The sequence below is a fragment of the Mesorhizobium sp. M0292 genome (assembly GCF_040321695.1).
GTDB lineage: Bacteria > Pseudomonadota > Alphaproteobacteria > Rhizobiales > Rhizobiaceae > Mesorhizobium.
Genome location: NZ_JAMYSB010000002.1, coordinates 369,851 through 386,408, shown reverse-complemented (window position 1 = coordinate 386,408; position 16,558 = coordinate 369,851). Strand labels below are relative to the sequence as shown.

Genomic DNA, 16,558 nt, shown 5'->3' with positions numbered 1-16,558 from the left:
AAAAAGACTCCCCCGCATAAGGAAATGAAATGCCCCAGACCCGCAAGATCATCATCGACACGGATCCCGGCCAGGACGATGCCGTCGCCATATTGCTGGCGCTCGGCAGTGCCGAGCTGGAGATCGTCGGCATCTCTGCTGTTGCCGGTAACGTGCCGCTGAAATTGACCGAAAAGAACGCCAGGAAAATCTGCGAACTGGCCGGACGGCCCGATATCAAGGTCTATGCAGGCGCCATCCGCCCATTGGCGCGCGAACTGGTCACCGCCGAGGAAGTGCATGGCAAGACCGGCCTCAACGGCCCGCAACTGCCAGATCCGAAGATGAAGCTGCAGGGCCAGTATGCGGTCGACTTCATCGTCGAGACCCTGATGAAGGAAGAGGCCGGTACGATCACCCTGTGCGCGCTCGGCCCGCTCACCAATGTCGCGCTGGCGCTGATCCGTGAGCCGAAGATCGCGCCGCGCATCAAGGAAATCGTACTGATGGGCGGCGGTTTCTTCGAAGGCGGCAATGTCACGCCGACCGCAGAATTCAACATCTATGTCGATCCGCAAGCCGCCGACCTGGTGTTCAAATCCGGCATTCCGATCGTCATGATGCCGCTCGACGTCACCCACAAGGCGCTGACCACGGCCAAGCGCACGCAGGCCATCCGCCAGCTCGGCACCCGGGTCGGCACCGCGACGGCCGAGATGCTGGAGTTCTTCGAGCGCTTCGACGAGGAGAAATACGGCACCGATGGCGGCCCGCTGCACGACCCCTGCGTCATCGCCTATCTGTTGAAGCCGGAGCTGTTCAAGGGCCGCAACTGCAACGTCACCGTGGAAACCACCTCCGAACTCACCATGGGCATGACCGTGATCGACTGGTGGGGCGTGACCAAGCGGCCGAAGAACGCCATGGTGATGCGCGACATCGACCATGACGCGTTTTTCGCGCTGCTGGTTGAGAGGTTGGCGCGGCTTTAGCTCTGTCTTTCCTTTCTCCCATTGTGGGTTCCGAAGGGACGGGGAGACAAGTGGCTCGCCCCCGGGCGGCGTCGCCGAAGGCGACGGATGTGGGGTGTTCCAGGGAACGCCCACGTCTCACTCCGCTGGAACACCCCTCATCCGTCTCGGCGCTATCGCGCCGATCCACCTTCTCCCACAGGGGGAGAAGGAAGGCGCCGCCGCCGTTCACTTTGCAAATCGATAGAAGACCATTCCATTCTCGCGCGTGACGCGCTCCATGTTTGCCGTCGCGCCGATCAGATGCGGCCGGTCGTCATCGACAAGAATGGACGAACCGCTTTCGAGCGAAACCAGATAAAGGGTGTGGTCGTGGTCCGATTGGGCGCTTTTGACCGTTGCGTGGATTGGCTCGACTGACCGGATAGGGCTCGCGTCATTCGTCCATTTGTAGAGCGCCGAAGGAACCATCATCGCGAGCATGGCGACGATCAGGACCACGCCGGGCGCGTTCCTTTTCAAATCCCTATAAGTCCATGACATTTGAAAGAATCCCCAGCACAAAGTCATGTGGTGGCGTGGAGACTGACTTTCAATCAGCCTTCACGTACGGGCTCATTCTGCCGTTGGAAACGACCGTCCACGGTTGTTACTTCGCCTTCGAAAAAGCTAGCCACAGGCCGCCGCCGACCAGAAAGCTGCCGCTGATCCTGGACATCAGCTTGATGCGGCTGGCCGAGAGCAGGCGGCCGGCGCGGCTGGCGGCGAGCGCGTAGGTCGAGTCCGAGACGGCGGCAAAGATCATGGCGGTAAGGCCCATGACGACGATCTGCAGGGTGTAATTGCCCTGCGGGGCGATGAATTGCGGGAAGAAGGCGCCGAAGAACACCAGGGTCTTGGGGTTGCTCAGCGCCACGAGCAGGCCCTGCAGGAAGAAGCCGCCGCGCGGCTTTCTCGCGGTGCCGTCGGCATTCAGCGCGCCCTTGGAACGGAACATCTGCACCCCCATCCAGATCAGATAGGCGGCGCCGATCAGGCGTACCCATTCGAACCAGTGGCCCATGCCCGATATCAGCGTGTTGAGGCCGATGCCGACAATGGCGATCATCACGGCGAGCCCAGCCTGCGTGCCGGCGACATTGGCAAGGCCGGCGCGGTAGCCATGGCGGATGCTGTTGGCGATGATCAGCGTGACAGTCGGACCGGGCACCAGGATGATGACGATGCAGGCAAGGACATAGGCGGCGTAGAGTTCCAGCGACATGGGGGATTTCCTCGAGGATGCGCTTAGGCGGCTGGCTGCAATCAATGCATGGCGGCGGGGCTGGTGCAAGCCGGTCGCAGACCGTGCCGCCCCTCGCGTCAGGACGCCCCCACCTGCCAAGGCAAGGTCGCCTCATAGGCCGCTCCGGCCCTGAGCACGGCGAGGTCGCCGCGCGGCCGGCCGATCAGCTGCATGCCCATGGGACGGCCTTTGTCGTCGAAGCCGACCGGCACATTGAGCGCAGGACAGCCGCCGAGCGTGGCGAAGGCCGAAACCTGCATCCAGCGATGGTAGCTGTCCATCGTCCGCCCGGCGACCTCACTTGGCCAATGCGTGTCGACGTCGAAAGGAAACACCTGCGCCGTCGGCAGCGCGATGAGATCGAAGTGCTCGAACAGCGACAGCAGCGTCCGGTGCCAGGCGGTGCGGATGACCGAGGCCGCGCGGATTTGCGGCGCCGTCAGCCGCATGGCGTTCTCCACCTCCCACACGGCTTCCGGCTTCAGCAGGGCGCGCTTGAGCGGGTCGTCGTGATGGATCTTCAGCGCCGCGCCGCTGCTTGCCTGACGCAGCACCACGAAGGCTTGCCACAGCGCTTCGAAATCGACGTCCGGCAGCAAGGGCTCGGTGAAGAAGGACGCGTCGGCGAAGCGGCCGAGTGCGGCCTCGCACAGATCGAGGATGCCCGGTTCCACCGGCAGGTGACCGCCGAGATCAATGAGCCAGCCGACGCGGCCGCCGCTGGCCGGCGTTGCCAGCCCTTCGAGGAACGAGCTGGGCTTTTCCCAGGACAAGGGCGCGTGCGGATGGTAGCCCGCCTGCACGTCGAGCAGCAGCGCCATGTCCCTGATGCTGCGGCCCATCGGCCCGTCTATGCCCATCTGGGCATGAAAGACTTCAAGATCCGGCCCTCCGGGGACAAGGCCCTGCGACGGGCGGAAGCCATAGACATTGTTCCACGCCGCCGGATTGCGCAGCGAGCCGCCGAAATCGCTGCCGTCGGCGACCGGGACCATGTCGAGTGCAAGGGCGACCGCAGCGCCGCCGCTTGAGCCGCCTGCGGTTAGCGCCGGATAGAAGGCGTTCAGCGTCGGGCCGAACACGTTGTTGTAGGTGTTGGATCCCAGCCCGAATTCGGGAACATTGGTCTTGCCGATGATGATGGCGCCGGCCTTGCGGATGCGCTCGACGAAGAAATCATCCTCCTGCGGCACGAAATCGGCGAAGATCGGCGAGCCGAAACTGGTCCTCAAGCCGCGCGTCATGGCGAGGTCTTTTATCGCCATCGGCAGGCCGAACAGCGAGCCGGCCGGCCCGCCTTGCGCTAGATGCGCGTCCGCCGCGTCGGCCTCGCGCAGGATGTCGGAGCGCTCGCGCAACGAGACGATGGCGTTGACCAGCGGGTTTACCGCGTCGATGCGGTCGAGGAATGCCGCCACCACCTCGCGCACGGACAGGCGGCGCAGCCGGATCGCCTCGGCCAGGTCGACAGCGGACATCCGGCAGATGTCGCCGGCGGGGGGCACGGCGTGCTTCGTTGCGGGGCGCAGGGCTGTCATCCGGCGTTGTTGCGCAGGGCGGTGTCGACATCCGCCGCCATCGGGATGGCCGGCTGGGCGCCGGGCTTCAGGCAGGCGAGCGAGCCGGCAGCGGCGGCGCGGGTGAGAGCCTGCTCCAGCGGCAGGTTGGACGCCAGCCCGGCAGCGAGATAACCGCAAAAAGTATCGCCGGCCCCGACGGTGTCGACCGGAGTGATTTTCAGCGCCGGCACGGTCAGGAAATCCTCCGGTGTCGCCGCCAGCACGCCGTCGCCGCCGAGCGTGACGACGATGGTGCGGCCGGTTTTGCCGGCGAAGTCGCGCATGCGCGCCGGGCGGTCGCGGCCTTTGAGCGACAGCGCCTCGCCGTAAAGGTCGAATTCGGTTTCGTTGGCGACGGCGTAGTCGGCCTTGCCGAGCAACGCTGCCGCCTCGCTGCGGAACGGCGCGGTGTTGAGCACGGTGACGGCGCCGGCGGTGCGTGCGGCGTCAAGCGCTGCATCGACGGTCTGCAGCGGGATCTCGTGCTGCAGCAGGACGACGTCGCCCTTCGCAAGGAAAGCCTTGGCGAGATCGCCGGGCAGCACCGAATCATTGGCGCCCGGCACGACGGCGATGACATTCTCGCCGTCGGCGCCGACGAGGATCAGCGCCGTGCCGGTGGAGGCGAAGCTCTGGCCGACGCCGGAGAGATCGACCTTGCCGGCCACGAGCAAAGCGAGGGCTTCGGTTGCGAAATTGTCCTTGCCGACGGCGCCGACCATGCGCACCTTGGCGCCGGCGCGCGCCGCAGCCAGCGCCTGGTTGGCGCCCTTGCCGCCGGGCGCGGTGGCGAAGCCGGAGCCGCGGACCGTCTCGCCCGGCGAAGGCAGGCGGTCGACATTGGCGATAAGGTCGAGGTTGATCGAGCCGACAACGATGATCAAGAAAGCCTCCTGCGGAATGCGCGGGAAGCTAACCTGTAAGCCGGCGGCTTGCCAGAGCGTGCGGATGTTTTGCGCCGGGAGCTCGCAAAAAGAAAAACACCGGCGAAGGGATTTCGCCGGTGTTGTTTGATGCGGGCAGCTTCAGGACGCGGTCTGGCCCGCTTCCCAACCGAGGATGGCGCGTTTGCGGGTCAGGCCCCAGTGGTAGCCGGTGAGTGCGCCGGACTTGCCCAGCGCCCGATGGCAAGGGACGACGAAGGACAATGGGTTGGCGCCGACCGCCGCCCCCACCGCCCGGCTGGCGTTTGGCGCGCCGATCCTGGAGGCGATCGAGGAATAAGTGCAGGCCTTGCCCATCGGGATCCTGAGCAGCGCGTCCCAGACGCGCAGCTGGAAGTCGGAGCCGATCATCACCACGCGCAGCGGCTGGTCGGCGCGCCACAATGTCGGATCGAAGATGCGCGCCGCATAGGGCTGGGTGGCGCTCATGTCCTCGACATAGGTGGCGTTCGGCCAGCGGCCCGACATGTCGGCGAAAGCCGCCCGCTCGCCGCCCGGATCGTTGAAGGCGAGCCCCGCAAGGCCACGGTCGGTGACCATGATCAGGGCGATGCCGAAGGGCGAGATGTGGTAGCCGTAGCGGATGGTCAGGCCAGCGCCGCGCGTCTTGTAGTCGCCCGGCGACATCGCCTCGTGGGTGACGAACAAATCGTGCAGCCGGCCGGGGCCGGACATGCCGAGTTCGAACGATGTTTCGAGGAGCGGCATGCCGGAATCGAGCAGTTTGCGGGCATGGTCGAGGGTGACCGCCTGCAGGAAGGCTTTTGGCGACAGGCCGGCCCAGCGGGTGAACAGCTTTTGCAGGCCCGTGGGTGTCTCGCCGACATCGGCTGCCAGGGCTTCCAGCGAGGGCTGGTCGCGATAGTCGAGGCTGATCTTCTCGATGGCGCGGCGCACGACCTCGTAGTCGCTGCCCTCGGGGGTGATGTCGTGCTGCAGGATCGCTGTCGGTTTCATCTGCGTATTCATGGTCATCTGGGCGTTCATGGCAATATCTCCTTGACCGCGAATATCGGTCTTTCCGCCCCTTGCAACCACCCGAAACTTGCCTTGTTGCCGCCTGTTACCAGATAAATACTGGATTGCGCCCCGGGAGATGCCAATGGCCGGCGAAAGGGTGAATCTGAGCGGAGCAAGGGAGACCTTGCTGATGACGCTTTATGGCAAGGCACTGGAAAGCCGGCTGCCGCATTCGCTGCTCGGGGATCGCTTCGCCGACGAGGCCGTGCGCAAGATCGACTATGATTTCTCGCGCCTCAAGGTCGACACCAATCTCGGCATCGGCCTGGCGATCCGGGCCAAGACGTATGATGTCCGCGTTCAGGACTTCATCGCCAGAAATCCCGGCGCCATCGTGCTGCATCTCGGCTGCGGGCTCGATACGCGCATTTTCCGTGTCGATCCACCCGAAGGCGTGGAGTGGTTCGATGTCGATTTTCCGGATGTCATCGCGCTCCGGCGCAAGCTTTACCCGTCCCGGGACCACTACCACCTCGTCGGCTCTTCGGTAACCGACCCGGACTGGCTGGCAGAAGTGCCGAGCAATCGTCCGGCCGTCGTGGTGATGGAGGGGTTGACGCCTTATCTCCCGGTAGAGGAGGGGCCACGGCTGCTGTCACGCCTTGTCGCGCATCTTGCCGGCGGCGAGCTGATGTTCGACGCCTACAGCCACTTCGGCCTGAAGATGCTGCGCCTCAATCCGACCATCAGGGCGACGGGGGCCGAGGTTCACTGGGCGATCGACGACCCGCAGGTACTGGAGCGTGCCGTTCCGAAGCTGCGCTTTGTCGACGATATCTCGGCCTACAGCGCGGAACGCACAGCGCACATGGGCTGGTCCGCGAAACTGTTCATCGGACTGTGGAGACACATTCCCGCATTGCGCAAGGTCGGCAGGATCTTACGCTACCGGTTCTAATGCGGCGGCTCTAGCGCGTCCTGGCTTTTGTCAGTGCCCGCGAAAAGGCCACAGCAAAACTCTCGCGGGAGTCTGGGTCCAGGAATGACCCGATCGGCACATTCTGTCCTTGTGCTTCCACCGTCATCCTGGTGATGCCGATCTCGGCATGGCGAGCGACGGAAAAGCGCGCCCAGAACGGGTTGAAGCGATGCGCTTCCGACTTTCCCGAGGGCGCCGTCTTGCGGATGTCGAGGCTGGTGCGCGACACCGACACTTCCTCGCGGGCGCGGGCGGCGCGATAGTTGGCGCGGAAGGCGACGTAGACGGCGATGACGTCGAGGCCGAAGAAGCCGAACACCGGCCAGGCGCCGCGCGACAGGAAAAACGCCCCGGTCACCACCCAGCCGAACAGCAGCGCGCCCATCAGCACGGCAAAGCCGGTGCGGCCTAGCGAGCGGTGCGGTGTCAGCAGCGCCTGGAAGAATGGCTCGTCGGCCTGAAACGAGGCGTTTGTGTCGCTCATCCCGGGATATTATAGGAAGGGAATGGCCAGCCCCAAGTCCAAAAATCTTTCCCTATCCAAAAGTGAACTGCCGCCCGGGCGGCGCGACGGCTCGAATGCCAAGCCGCGACCGCGGCCGGCGCGGCTCCGTTCGCTCTACAGCGCGGCCGAGGTGCATGAGATCTTCCGGCGGTTTTCGGTGCAGCGGCCCGAGCCGAAGGGCGAGCTCGAGCACGTCAACGCCTTCACGCTGCTGGTGGCCGTGGTGCTGTCGGCGCAGGCGACCGATGCCGGCGTCAACAAGGCGACGCGGGCGTTGTTCAAGGTCGCCGACACACCTGAAAAGATGCTGGCGCTGGGCGGAGCCAGGGTCGGCGAGTACATCCGCACCATCGGGCTTTGGCGCAACAAGGCCAAGAATGTCGTGGCGCTCTCGGAGGCGCTGATACGCGATTACGGCGGCGAGGTGCCCAGCGAGCGCGATGAGTTGGTCAAGCTGCCGGGGGTCGGGCGCAAGACCGCCAATGTCGTGCTCAACATGGCGTTCGGCCAGCACACGATGGCGGTCGACACCCATATTTTCCGCATCGGCAACCGCCTCGGCCTGGCGCGAGGCAAGACGCCCGAACAGGTCGAGCAAGGGCTGCTGCGGATCATCCCGGACGAGTATATGCGCCATGCGCATCACTGGCTGATCCTGCATGGCCGCTATGTCTGCAAGGCGCGCAAGCCCGATTGCCCGGCCTGCGTCATCGCCGATCTCTGCAAGGCCGAGGTGAAGACGACAGACGTGCCGGCGCCGCTCGTGGAAATCGCGGCGCCCGGCGTCCCGACAACTAGCTTTCCTCCACGAACACCTCTTCGCGCTTCTTCTTGACCGACGGCAGGAAGACGACGACGAGCACGGCCAGTGCGACGAGCAGCAGGCCGGCGCTGATCGGCCGCGTCACGAAGGTCGAGGGGTCGCCGCGCGACAGGATCATGGCGCGGCGCAGGTTTTCCTCGAGCAGCGGGCCGAGCACGAAGCCGAGCAGCAGGGGTGCGGGTTCGCAGCGCAGCTTGGTCAGGATGTAGCCGAGCAGGCCGAAGAATGCGACCGCGTAGAGATCGAAGGCGTTGGTGTTGACGCTGTAAACGCCGATCGAGCAGAACGCCATGATGATCGGGAAGAGCACATAATAGGGGATCGTCAGCAGCTTCACCCACAGCCCGATCAGCGGCAGGTTCAGCACGATCAGCATCAGATTGCCGATCCACATCGAGGCGATGATGCCCCAGAACAGCGCCGGCTGCTCGATCGCGACATTGGGGCCGGGCACGATGCCCTGGATGATCATGGCGCCGATCATCAGCGCCATGACCGGGTTGGCCGGAATGCCGAGCGTCAGCATCGGAATGAAGGAGGTCTGGGCGCCGGCATTGTTGGCCGATTCCGGGCCGGCGACGCCGGCGATGGCGCCCTTGCCGAACTCCTCCGGGTGTTTCGACACGCGCTTTTCGACCGTGTAGGAGGCAAAGGCCGCAAGCACCGCGCCGCCGCCGGGCAGGATGCCGAGCGCCGAACCGATGATCGTGCCGCGCACGATGGGCGCTGCCATCGCCTTGAAGTCGTCGCGGGTCGGCATCAGGCCGGAGACCTTTTTGATCATCACCGAGCGCTCGTGCTCGTTTTCGAGATTGCGCAGGATCTCGGCAACGCCGAAGACGCCGACCGCCACCGCGACGAAGTTCAGCCCGTCGGCATATTCGCGGATGCCGAGCGTGAAGCGCGGCGTGCCGGTGTAGATGTCGGTGCCGACAATGCCGAGCAGCAGGCCGAGCACGACCATCGCCAGCGCCTTGACGATAGAGCCGTGGGCGAGCGCGATGGACGAGACGAGGCCGACGATCATCAGCGAAAAATATTCGGCCGCGCCGAATTGCAGGGCTATTGCCGTCAGCGGCGGGGCAAAGACGGCGACGAGAAAGGTCGACACCGTGCCGGCGAAGAACGAGCCGATCGCGGCGATCGCCAGAGCCGCCCCGGCGCGACCGTTCCTGGCCATCTGGTAGCCGTCGATGGCGGTCACGGCCGAGGAGGATTCGCCGGGCATGTTGATGAGAATGGCGGTGGTCGAACCGCCATACTGGGCGCCGTAGTAGATGCCGGCCAGCATGATGAGGGACGAGACCGGGTCGCCGATCTGGAAGGTGATCGGCAGCAGCATGGCGATGGTTGCGGTGGCGCCGATGCCGGGCAGGACGCCGATCAGCGTGCCGAGCAGAACGCCGATGAGGCAAAAACCCAGATTGGCCGGCGTGGTGGCCGTCGAAAAGCCGAGTTCGAGGTTCCTGAGGAGGTCCATCTCAGCGCCTCACAATGCCAGCCATTGGGGCAACCAGGGGCCGAAGCGCTGGAATGGCAGCCCGAGCGCGTAGCTGAAGACCAGCACCGAAAACAGCGCCAGGCCGGCCGACAGCAGAAGTGCCGTCAGCGGCTTCATGCGGGCGCTGGCAAAAGAGGCGATCAGCGCCGTCAGGAAGATCGACGGGACGAAGCCGAGGCCGCGCACGGTCATGCCGAAAAAGATCGGCGCCGGCAGGATGAACAGCATGCCGCGCCACGCAATGGGGCCGATCGGCTCGCCCTCGACGCGCACCGCCTGGACGAGGATGATGGCGCCGAGCACGATCAGCACGATCGCCAGCACCAGCGGGAAATAGCCCGGTCCCATGCGGAAGGCGGTGCCGATTTCGAGGCCGAGCGATTGTATCGCGAAAAAGGCGCCGAAAAAGATGAACAGCGCGGCGCACAGGCCGTTTGTCCTGTCGATGGCGAAAGGTTTCATGGCGGTCCTCCCCTGACCCTTGCAACGGGCTTGCCGTTGCAAATGTGAAAACGGACGTCGAAGCGAAAACGGGGCGCCGGCAGCGCCCCGTTCAAGCCTCAGTCGGCGTATTGGCCGGCGGCTTCGATGATCGGCTTCCAGCGCATGATCTCGCCTTCCAGCTTGGCCTTCAGCGCTGCCGGCGTCGCGTCGGCCTCGGACGACGGCTTGGTGCCGAGTTCGGCGAAGCGGGCGATGACGTTGGGGTCCTTCAGCGCGACCTGGAGCGATTTCGACAGTCGGCCGGTGATCTCGGCCGGCGTGCCCTTCGGCGCATAGAGGCCGTGCCAGATGCCGACCTGCACCGCGGGCAGGCCGGCTTCGATGGTCGTCGGCACGTCCTTCAGCACGTCGAGGCGCTCCGGCGTGGTGACGGCATAGGCCTTGATCGTGCCGCCCTGGATCTGCTTGGTGGTGTTGGTGGTCTGGTCGCACATAATGTCGACCTGGCCGCCGAGAAGGTCGGTCATGGCCGGACCGGTGCCCTTGTAGGGCACGGTGACCAGCGGCGTGCCGATGGCGCTCATGAACAGCATGCCGCACAGATGCGAGGCAGCGCCGATGCCGGCATTGGCGACGGTGATGGTGTCCTTGTTGGTCTTGGCGTATTCGACCAGCCCTTTCAGGTCGGCCGGCTCCAGGTCCTTGCGGGCGACGATGGCCATCGGCACCTCGGTGACGAGGCCGACATACTCGAAGGCGTTCAGCGTGTCGTAGGCGAGTTTTCTGTAGAGGGTCGCGCTGGTCGCCATGCCGATGTGATGGAGGAGCAGCGTGTAGCCATCCGGGTCGGCGTTGGCGACGCGGCCGGCGCCCAGCGTGCCGCCGGCGCCGCCGACATTTTCGACGATGATCTGCTGGCCGAGATCCTTCGACATGGCTTCGGCGACGAGCCGCGTAACCGTGTCGGTCGGACCGCCGGCCGCAAACGGCACGACGACGGTGATGGTGCGCTCGGGATAGGTCTGTGCGCTGGCGGCGAACGAATAAAGCGAGACGGCCGCGGCGGCGGCCAGGGCGGCTACAATTTTCCTCATCGTAATTCTCCTCCCAGGATATCAATCTCCGATCGCTGTGCAGGTCAGGCAGCGACGGTGCAACAAAGGCAAGCTAACAGATTGTCGCCTGACGCAAACTGCAAAATACAGTCGTGCGCAACCATGGCGATCAGTGGGGAGTATGCCCGGAGGAGATGGGTTTGGTGTTGGCGTTGCTTCAATAACCGTAGCCGCGCGCCATCGCCGCCGCGAAGATCGGGATCAGCAGGAAGATGAAGGCTTCGGCGCGCACATAGGTCTTCACCGAGGCGAGTTCCGCAACCGGCACCTGAAAGCCGGGATTTGCACTGGCTTGCCGGTTCCAGGAGATGAAGCGGATGGTCGGGATGATCGACAGCAGGCCAACGATGCCGAATGCCGCCATCTTGGCCCAGAACACCCAGTTGTAGACGTAGAATTCCCAGCCCTTCAGGCCGTAGATGACGCGGCAGATGCCGATGATGATGATCAGCATGGCGATGATGCCATAATGGCGGTCGATGCCGGCAAGCCGCTTGAGCGTGGCGGCGGAGAGGTCGCCGCGGATCAGGACAAATTCGGCGCCGATGATGCCGGCCAGCGACAACACCAGCAGATGATGGAAAATGGCAAGCACGAGATCGGTGGTGTCCATGGCGTTCTCCTCCCATTGGCGGTATCGAGACCGGCCCTTGCCGGACCGGTTGCGAAAGGTAGCATCGTTCGGCAGAATTCCCAGAGGCGGACCTGGGTTGGACCATCGGCGTCGCCATCCTGACAGCTGGGGTTTTCTGAAATGACCGGACTGAAGCGCGCCCTGAACCCGATGCCGGACGACATCCGCATCGCCCTGACCGAAAAAGGACTGACAGCGGCCTACGAGGCGCGGCCGGACTACCAGAAGAACGATTATCTCGGCTGGGTCGCCCGCGCCAAACGCAGCGACACCAGGCAGAAGCGGCTCGACCAGATGCTGGACGAATTGCGGCGCGGTGGGCTCTACATGAAGATGGTCTGGCACGGCTGAAAGTAAGCCGACGCTGTTCGCTTCGACCGCCTGGTCGCGCCGGGCCGTTCGGAAGCTTCCCTGGCTGAATGATGATCCGGCTTGGCCCTTGTCCGGGCGCGCTGGTTTGCTAAGCGCTGACCGTCAACGGAGGCAGAGTTTCATGGGCAGTCCAAAAACAGCCGGCGTCCCGGTTCTCGAAACGGAACGGACCATCATGCGGGCGCACCGGATCGAAGATTTCGACGACTATGCCGTCATGTGGGCCGACCCCGTCACCACCCGTTTCATAGGCGGCAAGCCGCGGACGCGGGAGGAAAGCTGGATGCGGTTCCTGCGGCATGCCGGCCTGTGGTCGCTGCTCGGCTACGGCTTCTGGGCGGTCGAGGACAAGGCCAGCGGTCGCTTCATCGGCGAAGCCGGATTCCACGACCTGAAGCGCGACATCGAGCCGTCGCTCGAGGGCATTCCGGAAGCCGGCTGGGCGCTGGCGCCGCAAGCGCATGGCAAGGGTCTTGCCAGCGAAGTCGTCAGAAGGGCCCTGGCCTGGGGCGACGAAACCTTTGCCGGCGCGAGAACCGTCTGCATCATCGATCCGGAAAACACCGGCTCGTTGAACGTTGCGGCAAAGTGCGGCTACACCAAGGTCCTGGAAACCACCTATCACGACGGGCTGACGATCCTGCTCGAACGGCGGGTGTGAAGCGCTTCATCGACGCAATTTCCACGTTCTGCCAGGGTTGGCTATTCTAATCTAGCTACGCAATTCCTGTGGGAAAACCGCTCACACTTTTCCTGGAATTGCTCTTTGGGGGAGCCGACCATGCGTGCGATCAATGCGATATTTCTGAAGCTTTTCTGGGCGGGGCTGCTGCTCCTGGCGGCCGTGCAACTGGCGGGCGCCGATGCGACGGTGCCGACCGCCGACATCGAGGGCGGTGCCGACAATCATCTGGCCAAGCGCTACGAGGGGTCGTTCATCGTCTCCTACGAAAAATTCGCCTATACCGATTTTACAGTGCCGCTGTCGCCGCTGAAGCCGAGCGCCGATCCGGATGCCCGTGACACGATGAACAACCGTGTGTTCGCGCCGGACAAGAAGGCTGAGGTCGAAGGCGCGCTGACCCGCATCGCCTATGTGCTGCCGGCCGAGCGCTCCCCGCTCGAAGTGCTGCGCAACTACCAGGATGTGATCGCGGCCGCCGGCGGCGAAGTCCTGTTCGAATGCAAGAAGGAAGAGTGCGGCGGCGCCGCCGACCGGTCGTCGAGCGGTGGCGGCGGCGACATGAGCCTGATGATGTATTTCTTCCATGAAAGCGACGTCAAGGACGCGGCCTTTTCCAATGGCGCCTGTGCGGTAACCACCGGTATCAACGACCAGCGCTTCTTCGCTGCCAAGGTGCCGCAGGATGGCGGCGACGCCTATGTCACTGTTCAGGCCTATTCGCTGATCGACGACCTCTACTGCAAGGAACTCAACGGCCGCACCATCGCCGTCGTTCAGGTGCTGGAGCCCAAGGCGCGCGACAAGAAGATGGTGGTGGTCGAAGCGGCCAAGATGGCGGATTCGCTGTCGGCCACCGGCTCCATCTCGCTCTACGGCATCTTCTTCGACACCGACAAGGCCGACATCAAGCCGGAATCGGAACCGACGCTGAAGGAGATCTCGACGCTTCTGACCAACGAGCCCGGTATGGCGGTGATCGTCGTCGGTCATACCGACAACCAGGGCGCCTTCGACTACAATATCGATCTGTCGTCGCGGCGGGCGCAGTCGGTGAAGGCGGCGCTGGTCTCGAAATACGGCATCGATGGCGGCCGGCTGACCGCCGCCGGCGCCGGCATGATGGCGCCTGTCGCCAGCAATGATGACGAAACCGGCCGCGCCAAGAACCGCCGCGTGGTGCTGGTCAAGGCGAACTGAGGCCGATCACGGTTTCAGCGCCGGCTAGGCGCGCTGCCTGCTCCAGCATCGAGGCATCCTCGCCGAAGGCGCGGGTGGCGCGAGCGGCGGCCTCCAGCAGGTCCGGTGTCATGCGGCGCAGGAACGCCGTATCGACGCGTGTCGACGGGCCGGCGAGCGTCAAGGCGCCGAGCAGAACGCGGCCCGGTCCGAACACCGGCACCGAGACGCCCGCCGTCTCAGGGTCGCGGTCGCCGATCGACAGATAGTGGCAGGCCTTGCGGATGGTCTCGTATGGTTCGCCCGGCTGGCCTGAAAACGCTGCCAGCACGCGGCCGCCCGAGCCGGTGAGCAACGGCAGCAGGTCGCCTTCCCGGATCGTGTAGCGGATAGGATGCTTGGATTCGACGCGGTAGAGACAGGTGCGGGCGTCGCCCGAGCGGACATAGAACGCCACGCTTTCCCAACTGCGTTCGGCAAGATCACGCATGATCGGCAGCAGGATGTCGACCGCCACGACCGAGCGCTGGTAAAGCGCGCCAAGCCGAAAGGTGGCGGGTCCGATGCGGTAGCGGCCATCATCGAGCCGCTCCAGCAACTGCCCGCGCAGCAATGAGTTCGCCAGCCTCAAAATGGTGCTTTTGTAGAGCCCGGTGCGCGCCGCGATCTCGGCCAGGCTGAGCGAGCGGTCGGCGGTCGCGAACGCGTCGAGAATGGCGATCGCGCGGTCGAGCGCGGCAACACCATCGGCCGGCAACGGCTGGGATCGCGCTTCGGTCATCTCACGAACAGTTTCATTCCAGTTTACCTGCTCGGACAAAGGCCGGCCGAAGCGATTGTGCCGCACATCCATGGTTCTGTCTAGTAGAACAGCGTTCCTGTTGACAGAACGTACCGAAATCGGCATGAATTTTTGCCGAGCGGGTCTGTTTTCAGGCTACGTTTCTGGCAGGCACCGGAGGAGGTGTCGTGATTTGGAGGAATCCCATGCTGAACAGACGCAGATTTTTGATGAGCACCGCGGCCGCAGGCGCTGCCGGATTCGTTGCAACGCATTTGACGCCCGCCCTCGGTCAGGATGCACCGCAGATCCAGATCTTCGTGCCGGCCGCGCCCGGCGGCGGCTGGGACCAGACGGGGCGCACCATCGACCAGGTGCTGCGCAGTGAAAAACTGATCTCCGGCTCGCAGATCACCAATGTCGGCGGCGCCGGCGGCACTGTCGGCCTGCCGCAGTTCATCAGCCAGTGGAAGGGCAAGGGCAATTCGCTGATGGTGGCCGGCATGGTCATGGTCGGCGCCATCATCGCCAACAAATCGGCCAACAACCTCTCCGAAGTGACGCCCATCGCCCGCCTCACCGGCGAGTTCGAGGCGCTGGTGGTGCCGGCGGATTCGCCGTTCAAGACGGCCGGCGATTTCGTCGCCGCGCTCAAAGCGGATCCGACCAAGGTTCCGGTGGCCGGCGGCTCGGCCGGTGGCTCCGACCACATCCTGTTCGGGCTGATCGCCAAGACGGTCGGCGTTCCGGCAACCAACCTCTCCTATGTGCCTTTCGCCGGCGGCGGCGAGGCGCTGTCGGCGCTGCTCGGCAACCAGGTGGCGGCCGGCATTTCCGGCTTCGGCGAGTTCTCCGAGCAGGTCAAGGCGGGCGCGCTTCGGCTGTTGGCGATCTCCGCCGACAAGCGCCAGGACGGCATCGACGCACCGACGATGAAGGAAGCCGGCATCGACGTCGAACTGTTCAACTGGCGCGGCGTATTCGCACCGCCAGGCGTCTCCGACGCCGACAAGACGGCGATGGTCACGATGATCGAGACCATGGCCAAGAGCGATGCCTGGGCAGCCGAATGCAAGAACCGCAACTGGACCCCCATCCTTCTGACCGGCGACGATTATGCGAAATTCCTCGTCGACGACACCGCCCGCATCACCGCGATCCTCAAGGATCTCGGCCTCGCCTGATGTCTTCAGGGGCGGCCACGGCCGCCCCTCCGACATTCGCCTGCGGCATGGACATATCATGCGCTGGGAGTGAAACTGCGGATGCGGCCGGCGGGAGGATGCCGGCCATCTCGGGAGGACATCGATGAGCACCAGCGACCAGCAGCCGGCGCCCCCGCGCCTTGCCATGCCCGAATTGTTGATCGGCATCGGGCTTCTCGCCTGTGCCGCGGCCGTGGCGTGGGAGACCCTGGCGATCCCGGTTTCGCCGCTCTATTCCAAGGTCGGGCCGACCGTCTTTCCCTACATCACCATGACCGGCATGATCGTGCTTTCGCTGCTGCTCATCGTCGCCGCGCTGCGCGGCGGCTGGCAGCCGCAGGAGGAAAAGGAAACGCCGACCGACTGGAAGGCGATGGGCATCGTCGTTGCCGGGCTGGTCGCCAACCTGGTGCTGATCCAGCCGCTCGGCTTCACCGCCGCCTCCGTCATCATGTTCGTGCTCGTCTGTTATGGCTTCGGCAGCAAGCACACGCTCCGTGATGCGCTGACCGGCCTTATCCTGGCGCTGGCCGCCTATTTCGGCTTTGCCAGGGCGCTCGGCGTCAACATTGGCGCCGGCTTCATCGAAAACCAGCTGAATACGGTGGTCGACGCGATCATCGCCACGGTAAGGGGCTGA

At 64.6% G+C, this 16,558-nt stretch carries 19 protein-coding genes; 8 read left to right on the top strand and 11 right to left on the bottom strand.

The window, feature by feature from the left end:
- Positions 1-29: 29 nt before the first annotated feature.
- A complete protein-coding gene (locus tag NKI96_RS04675) occupies positions 30-971 on the top strand; it encodes a nucleoside hydrolase (RefSeq protein WP_023698210.1) in 942 nt (313 codons plus the stop codon).
- A 207-nt stretch (positions 972-1,178) separates the two neighbouring features.
- Here NKI96_RS04675 and NKI96_RS04670 read toward each other — a convergent pair whose 3' ends face one another.
- The 5 genes from NKI96_RS04670 to NKI96_RS04650 form a co-directional block, all read right to left on the bottom strand.
- Positions 1,179-1,451 (bottom strand): hypothetical protein, encoded by a 273-nt coding sequence (locus NKI96_RS04670; protein WP_352757825.1) that lies wholly within the window; start codon positions 1,449-1,451, stop codon positions 1,179-1,181.
- Between the two features lie 148 nt (positions 1,452-1,599).
- A complete protein-coding gene (locus NKI96_RS04665) occupies positions 1,600-2,214 on the bottom strand; it encodes a LysE family translocator (RefSeq protein ID WP_023669737.1) in 615 nt (204 codons plus the stop codon).
- 98 nt (positions 2,215-2,312) lie between these two features.
- Positions 2,313-3,773 carry an amidase gene (locus tag NKI96_RS04660; RefSeq protein ID WP_352803126.1) on the bottom strand — a complete coding sequence of 487 codons (1,461 nt, stop codon included), beginning with the start codon at positions 3,771-3,773 and terminating at the stop codon, positions 2,313-2,315.
- On the bottom strand, positions 3,770-4,678 hold the full coding sequence (locus NKI96_RS04655) for a ribokinase (RefSeq protein WP_352757823.1): 909 nt from the start codon (positions 4,676-4,678) through the stop codon (positions 3,770-3,772). The genes NKI96_RS04660 and NKI96_RS04655 overlap by 4 nt, the downstream gene beginning before the upstream one ends.
- A gap of 141 nt (positions 4,679-4,819) precedes the next feature.
- Positions 4,820-5,725, bottom strand: coding sequence for a methylated-DNA--[protein]-cysteine S-methyltransferase (locus NKI96_RS04650; protein WP_023669734.1), 906 nt, complete (start codon positions 5,723-5,725; stop codon positions 4,820-4,822).
- Between the two features lie 115 nt (positions 5,726-5,840).
- Here NKI96_RS04650 and NKI96_RS04645 point away from each other — a divergent pair, with 115 nt between their 5' ends.
- The gene (locus NKI96_RS04645; RefSeq protein WP_023831690.1) at positions 5,841-6,656 is read left to right on the top strand and encodes a class I SAM-dependent methyltransferase; all 816 of its coding nucleotides are present in this window, start codon (positions 5,841-5,843) and stop codon (positions 6,654-6,656) included.
- Positions 6,657-6,666: 10 nt separating this feature from the next.
- Here NKI96_RS04645 and NKI96_RS04640 read toward each other — a convergent pair whose 3' ends face one another.
- A complete protein-coding gene (locus NKI96_RS04640; protein WP_023700093.1) occupies positions 6,667-7,161 on the bottom strand; it encodes a DUF2244 domain-containing protein in 495 nt (164 codons plus the stop codon).
- Positions 7,162-7,183: 22 nt separating this feature from the next.
- Here NKI96_RS04640 and nth point away from each other — a divergent pair, with 22 nt between their 5' ends.
- Entirely contained in the window at positions 7,184-8,017 is an 834-nt protein-coding gene (gene nth / locus NKI96_RS04635) for an endonuclease III (protein WP_352803124.1), read from the top strand.
- Here nth and NKI96_RS04630 read toward each other — a convergent pair.
- The 4 genes from NKI96_RS04630 to NKI96_RS04615 all read right to left on the bottom strand — a co-directional run bounded on the left by NKI96_RS04630 (position 7,977) and on the right by NKI96_RS04615 (position 11,678).
- Positions 7,977-9,485, bottom strand: coding sequence for a tripartite tricarboxylate transporter permease (locus NKI96_RS04630; protein ID WP_023683079.1), 1,509 nt, complete (start codon positions 9,483-9,485; stop codon positions 7,977-7,979). The genes nth and NKI96_RS04630 overlap by 41 nt on opposite strands.
- Positions 9,486-9,494: 9 nt before the next feature.
- Positions 9,495-9,968 (bottom strand): tripartite tricarboxylate transporter TctB family protein, encoded by a 474-nt coding sequence (locus NKI96_RS04625; RefSeq protein ID WP_352803122.1) that lies wholly within the window; start codon positions 9,966-9,968, stop codon positions 9,495-9,497.
- Between the two features lie 98 nt (positions 9,969-10,066).
- Positions 10,067-11,044 carry a tripartite tricarboxylate transporter substrate-binding protein gene (locus NKI96_RS04620; protein ID WP_352803119.1) on the bottom strand — a complete coding sequence of 326 codons (978 nt, stop codon included), beginning with the start codon at positions 11,042-11,044 and terminating at the stop codon, positions 10,067-10,069.
- Positions 11,045-11,222: 178 nt separating this feature from the next.
- Entirely contained in the window at positions 11,223-11,678 is a 456-nt protein-coding gene (locus tag NKI96_RS04615) for a DUF2214 family protein (RefSeq protein ID WP_023735112.1), read from the bottom strand.
- A 141-nt stretch (positions 11,679-11,819) separates the two neighbouring features.
- Between NKI96_RS04615 and NKI96_RS04610 the strand changes: the two genes are divergently transcribed.
- The 3 genes from NKI96_RS04610 to NKI96_RS04600 all read left to right on the top strand — a co-directional run bounded on the left by NKI96_RS04610 (position 11,820) and on the right by NKI96_RS04600 (position 13,953).
- Positions 11,820-12,050 carry a YdeI/OmpD-associated family protein gene (locus NKI96_RS04610; protein WP_023683083.1) on the top strand — a complete coding sequence of 77 codons (231 nt, stop codon included), beginning with the start codon at positions 11,820-11,822 and terminating at the stop codon, positions 12,048-12,050.
- A gap of 142 nt (positions 12,051-12,192) precedes the next feature.
- On the top strand, positions 12,193-12,732 hold the full coding sequence (locus NKI96_RS04605) for a GNAT family N-acetyltransferase (RefSeq protein WP_023686555.1): 540 nt from the start codon (positions 12,193-12,195) through the stop codon (positions 12,730-12,732).
- Between the two features lie 120 nt (positions 12,733-12,852).
- Entirely contained in the window at positions 12,853-13,953 is a 1,101-nt protein-coding gene (locus tag NKI96_RS04600; RefSeq protein ID WP_352803116.1) for an OmpA family protein, read from the top strand.
- On the opposite strand, the gene NKI96_RS04595 is transcribed toward NKI96_RS04600, so the two are convergent.
- Entirely contained in the window at positions 13,940-14,713 is a 774-nt protein-coding gene (locus NKI96_RS04595; protein WP_023683085.1) for an IclR family transcriptional regulator, read from the bottom strand. The two genes, NKI96_RS04600 and NKI96_RS04595, sit on opposite strands and share 14 nt — an antisense overlap.
- A 206-nt stretch (positions 14,714-14,919) precedes the next feature.
- Between NKI96_RS04595 and NKI96_RS04590 the strand changes: the two genes are divergently transcribed.
- Together NKI96_RS04590 and NKI96_RS04585 are read left to right on the top strand one after the other, a co-directional pair.
- Positions 14,920-15,897, top strand: a complete 978-nt coding sequence (locus tag NKI96_RS04590; RefSeq protein WP_352803113.1) for a Bug family tripartite tricarboxylate transporter substrate binding protein — start codon at positions 14,920-14,922, stop codon at positions 15,895-15,897.
- Between the two features lie 124 nt (positions 15,898-16,021).
- A complete protein-coding gene (locus NKI96_RS04585) occupies positions 16,022-16,558 on the top strand; it encodes a tripartite tricarboxylate transporter TctB family protein (RefSeq protein WP_352803110.1) in 537 nt (178 codons plus the stop codon).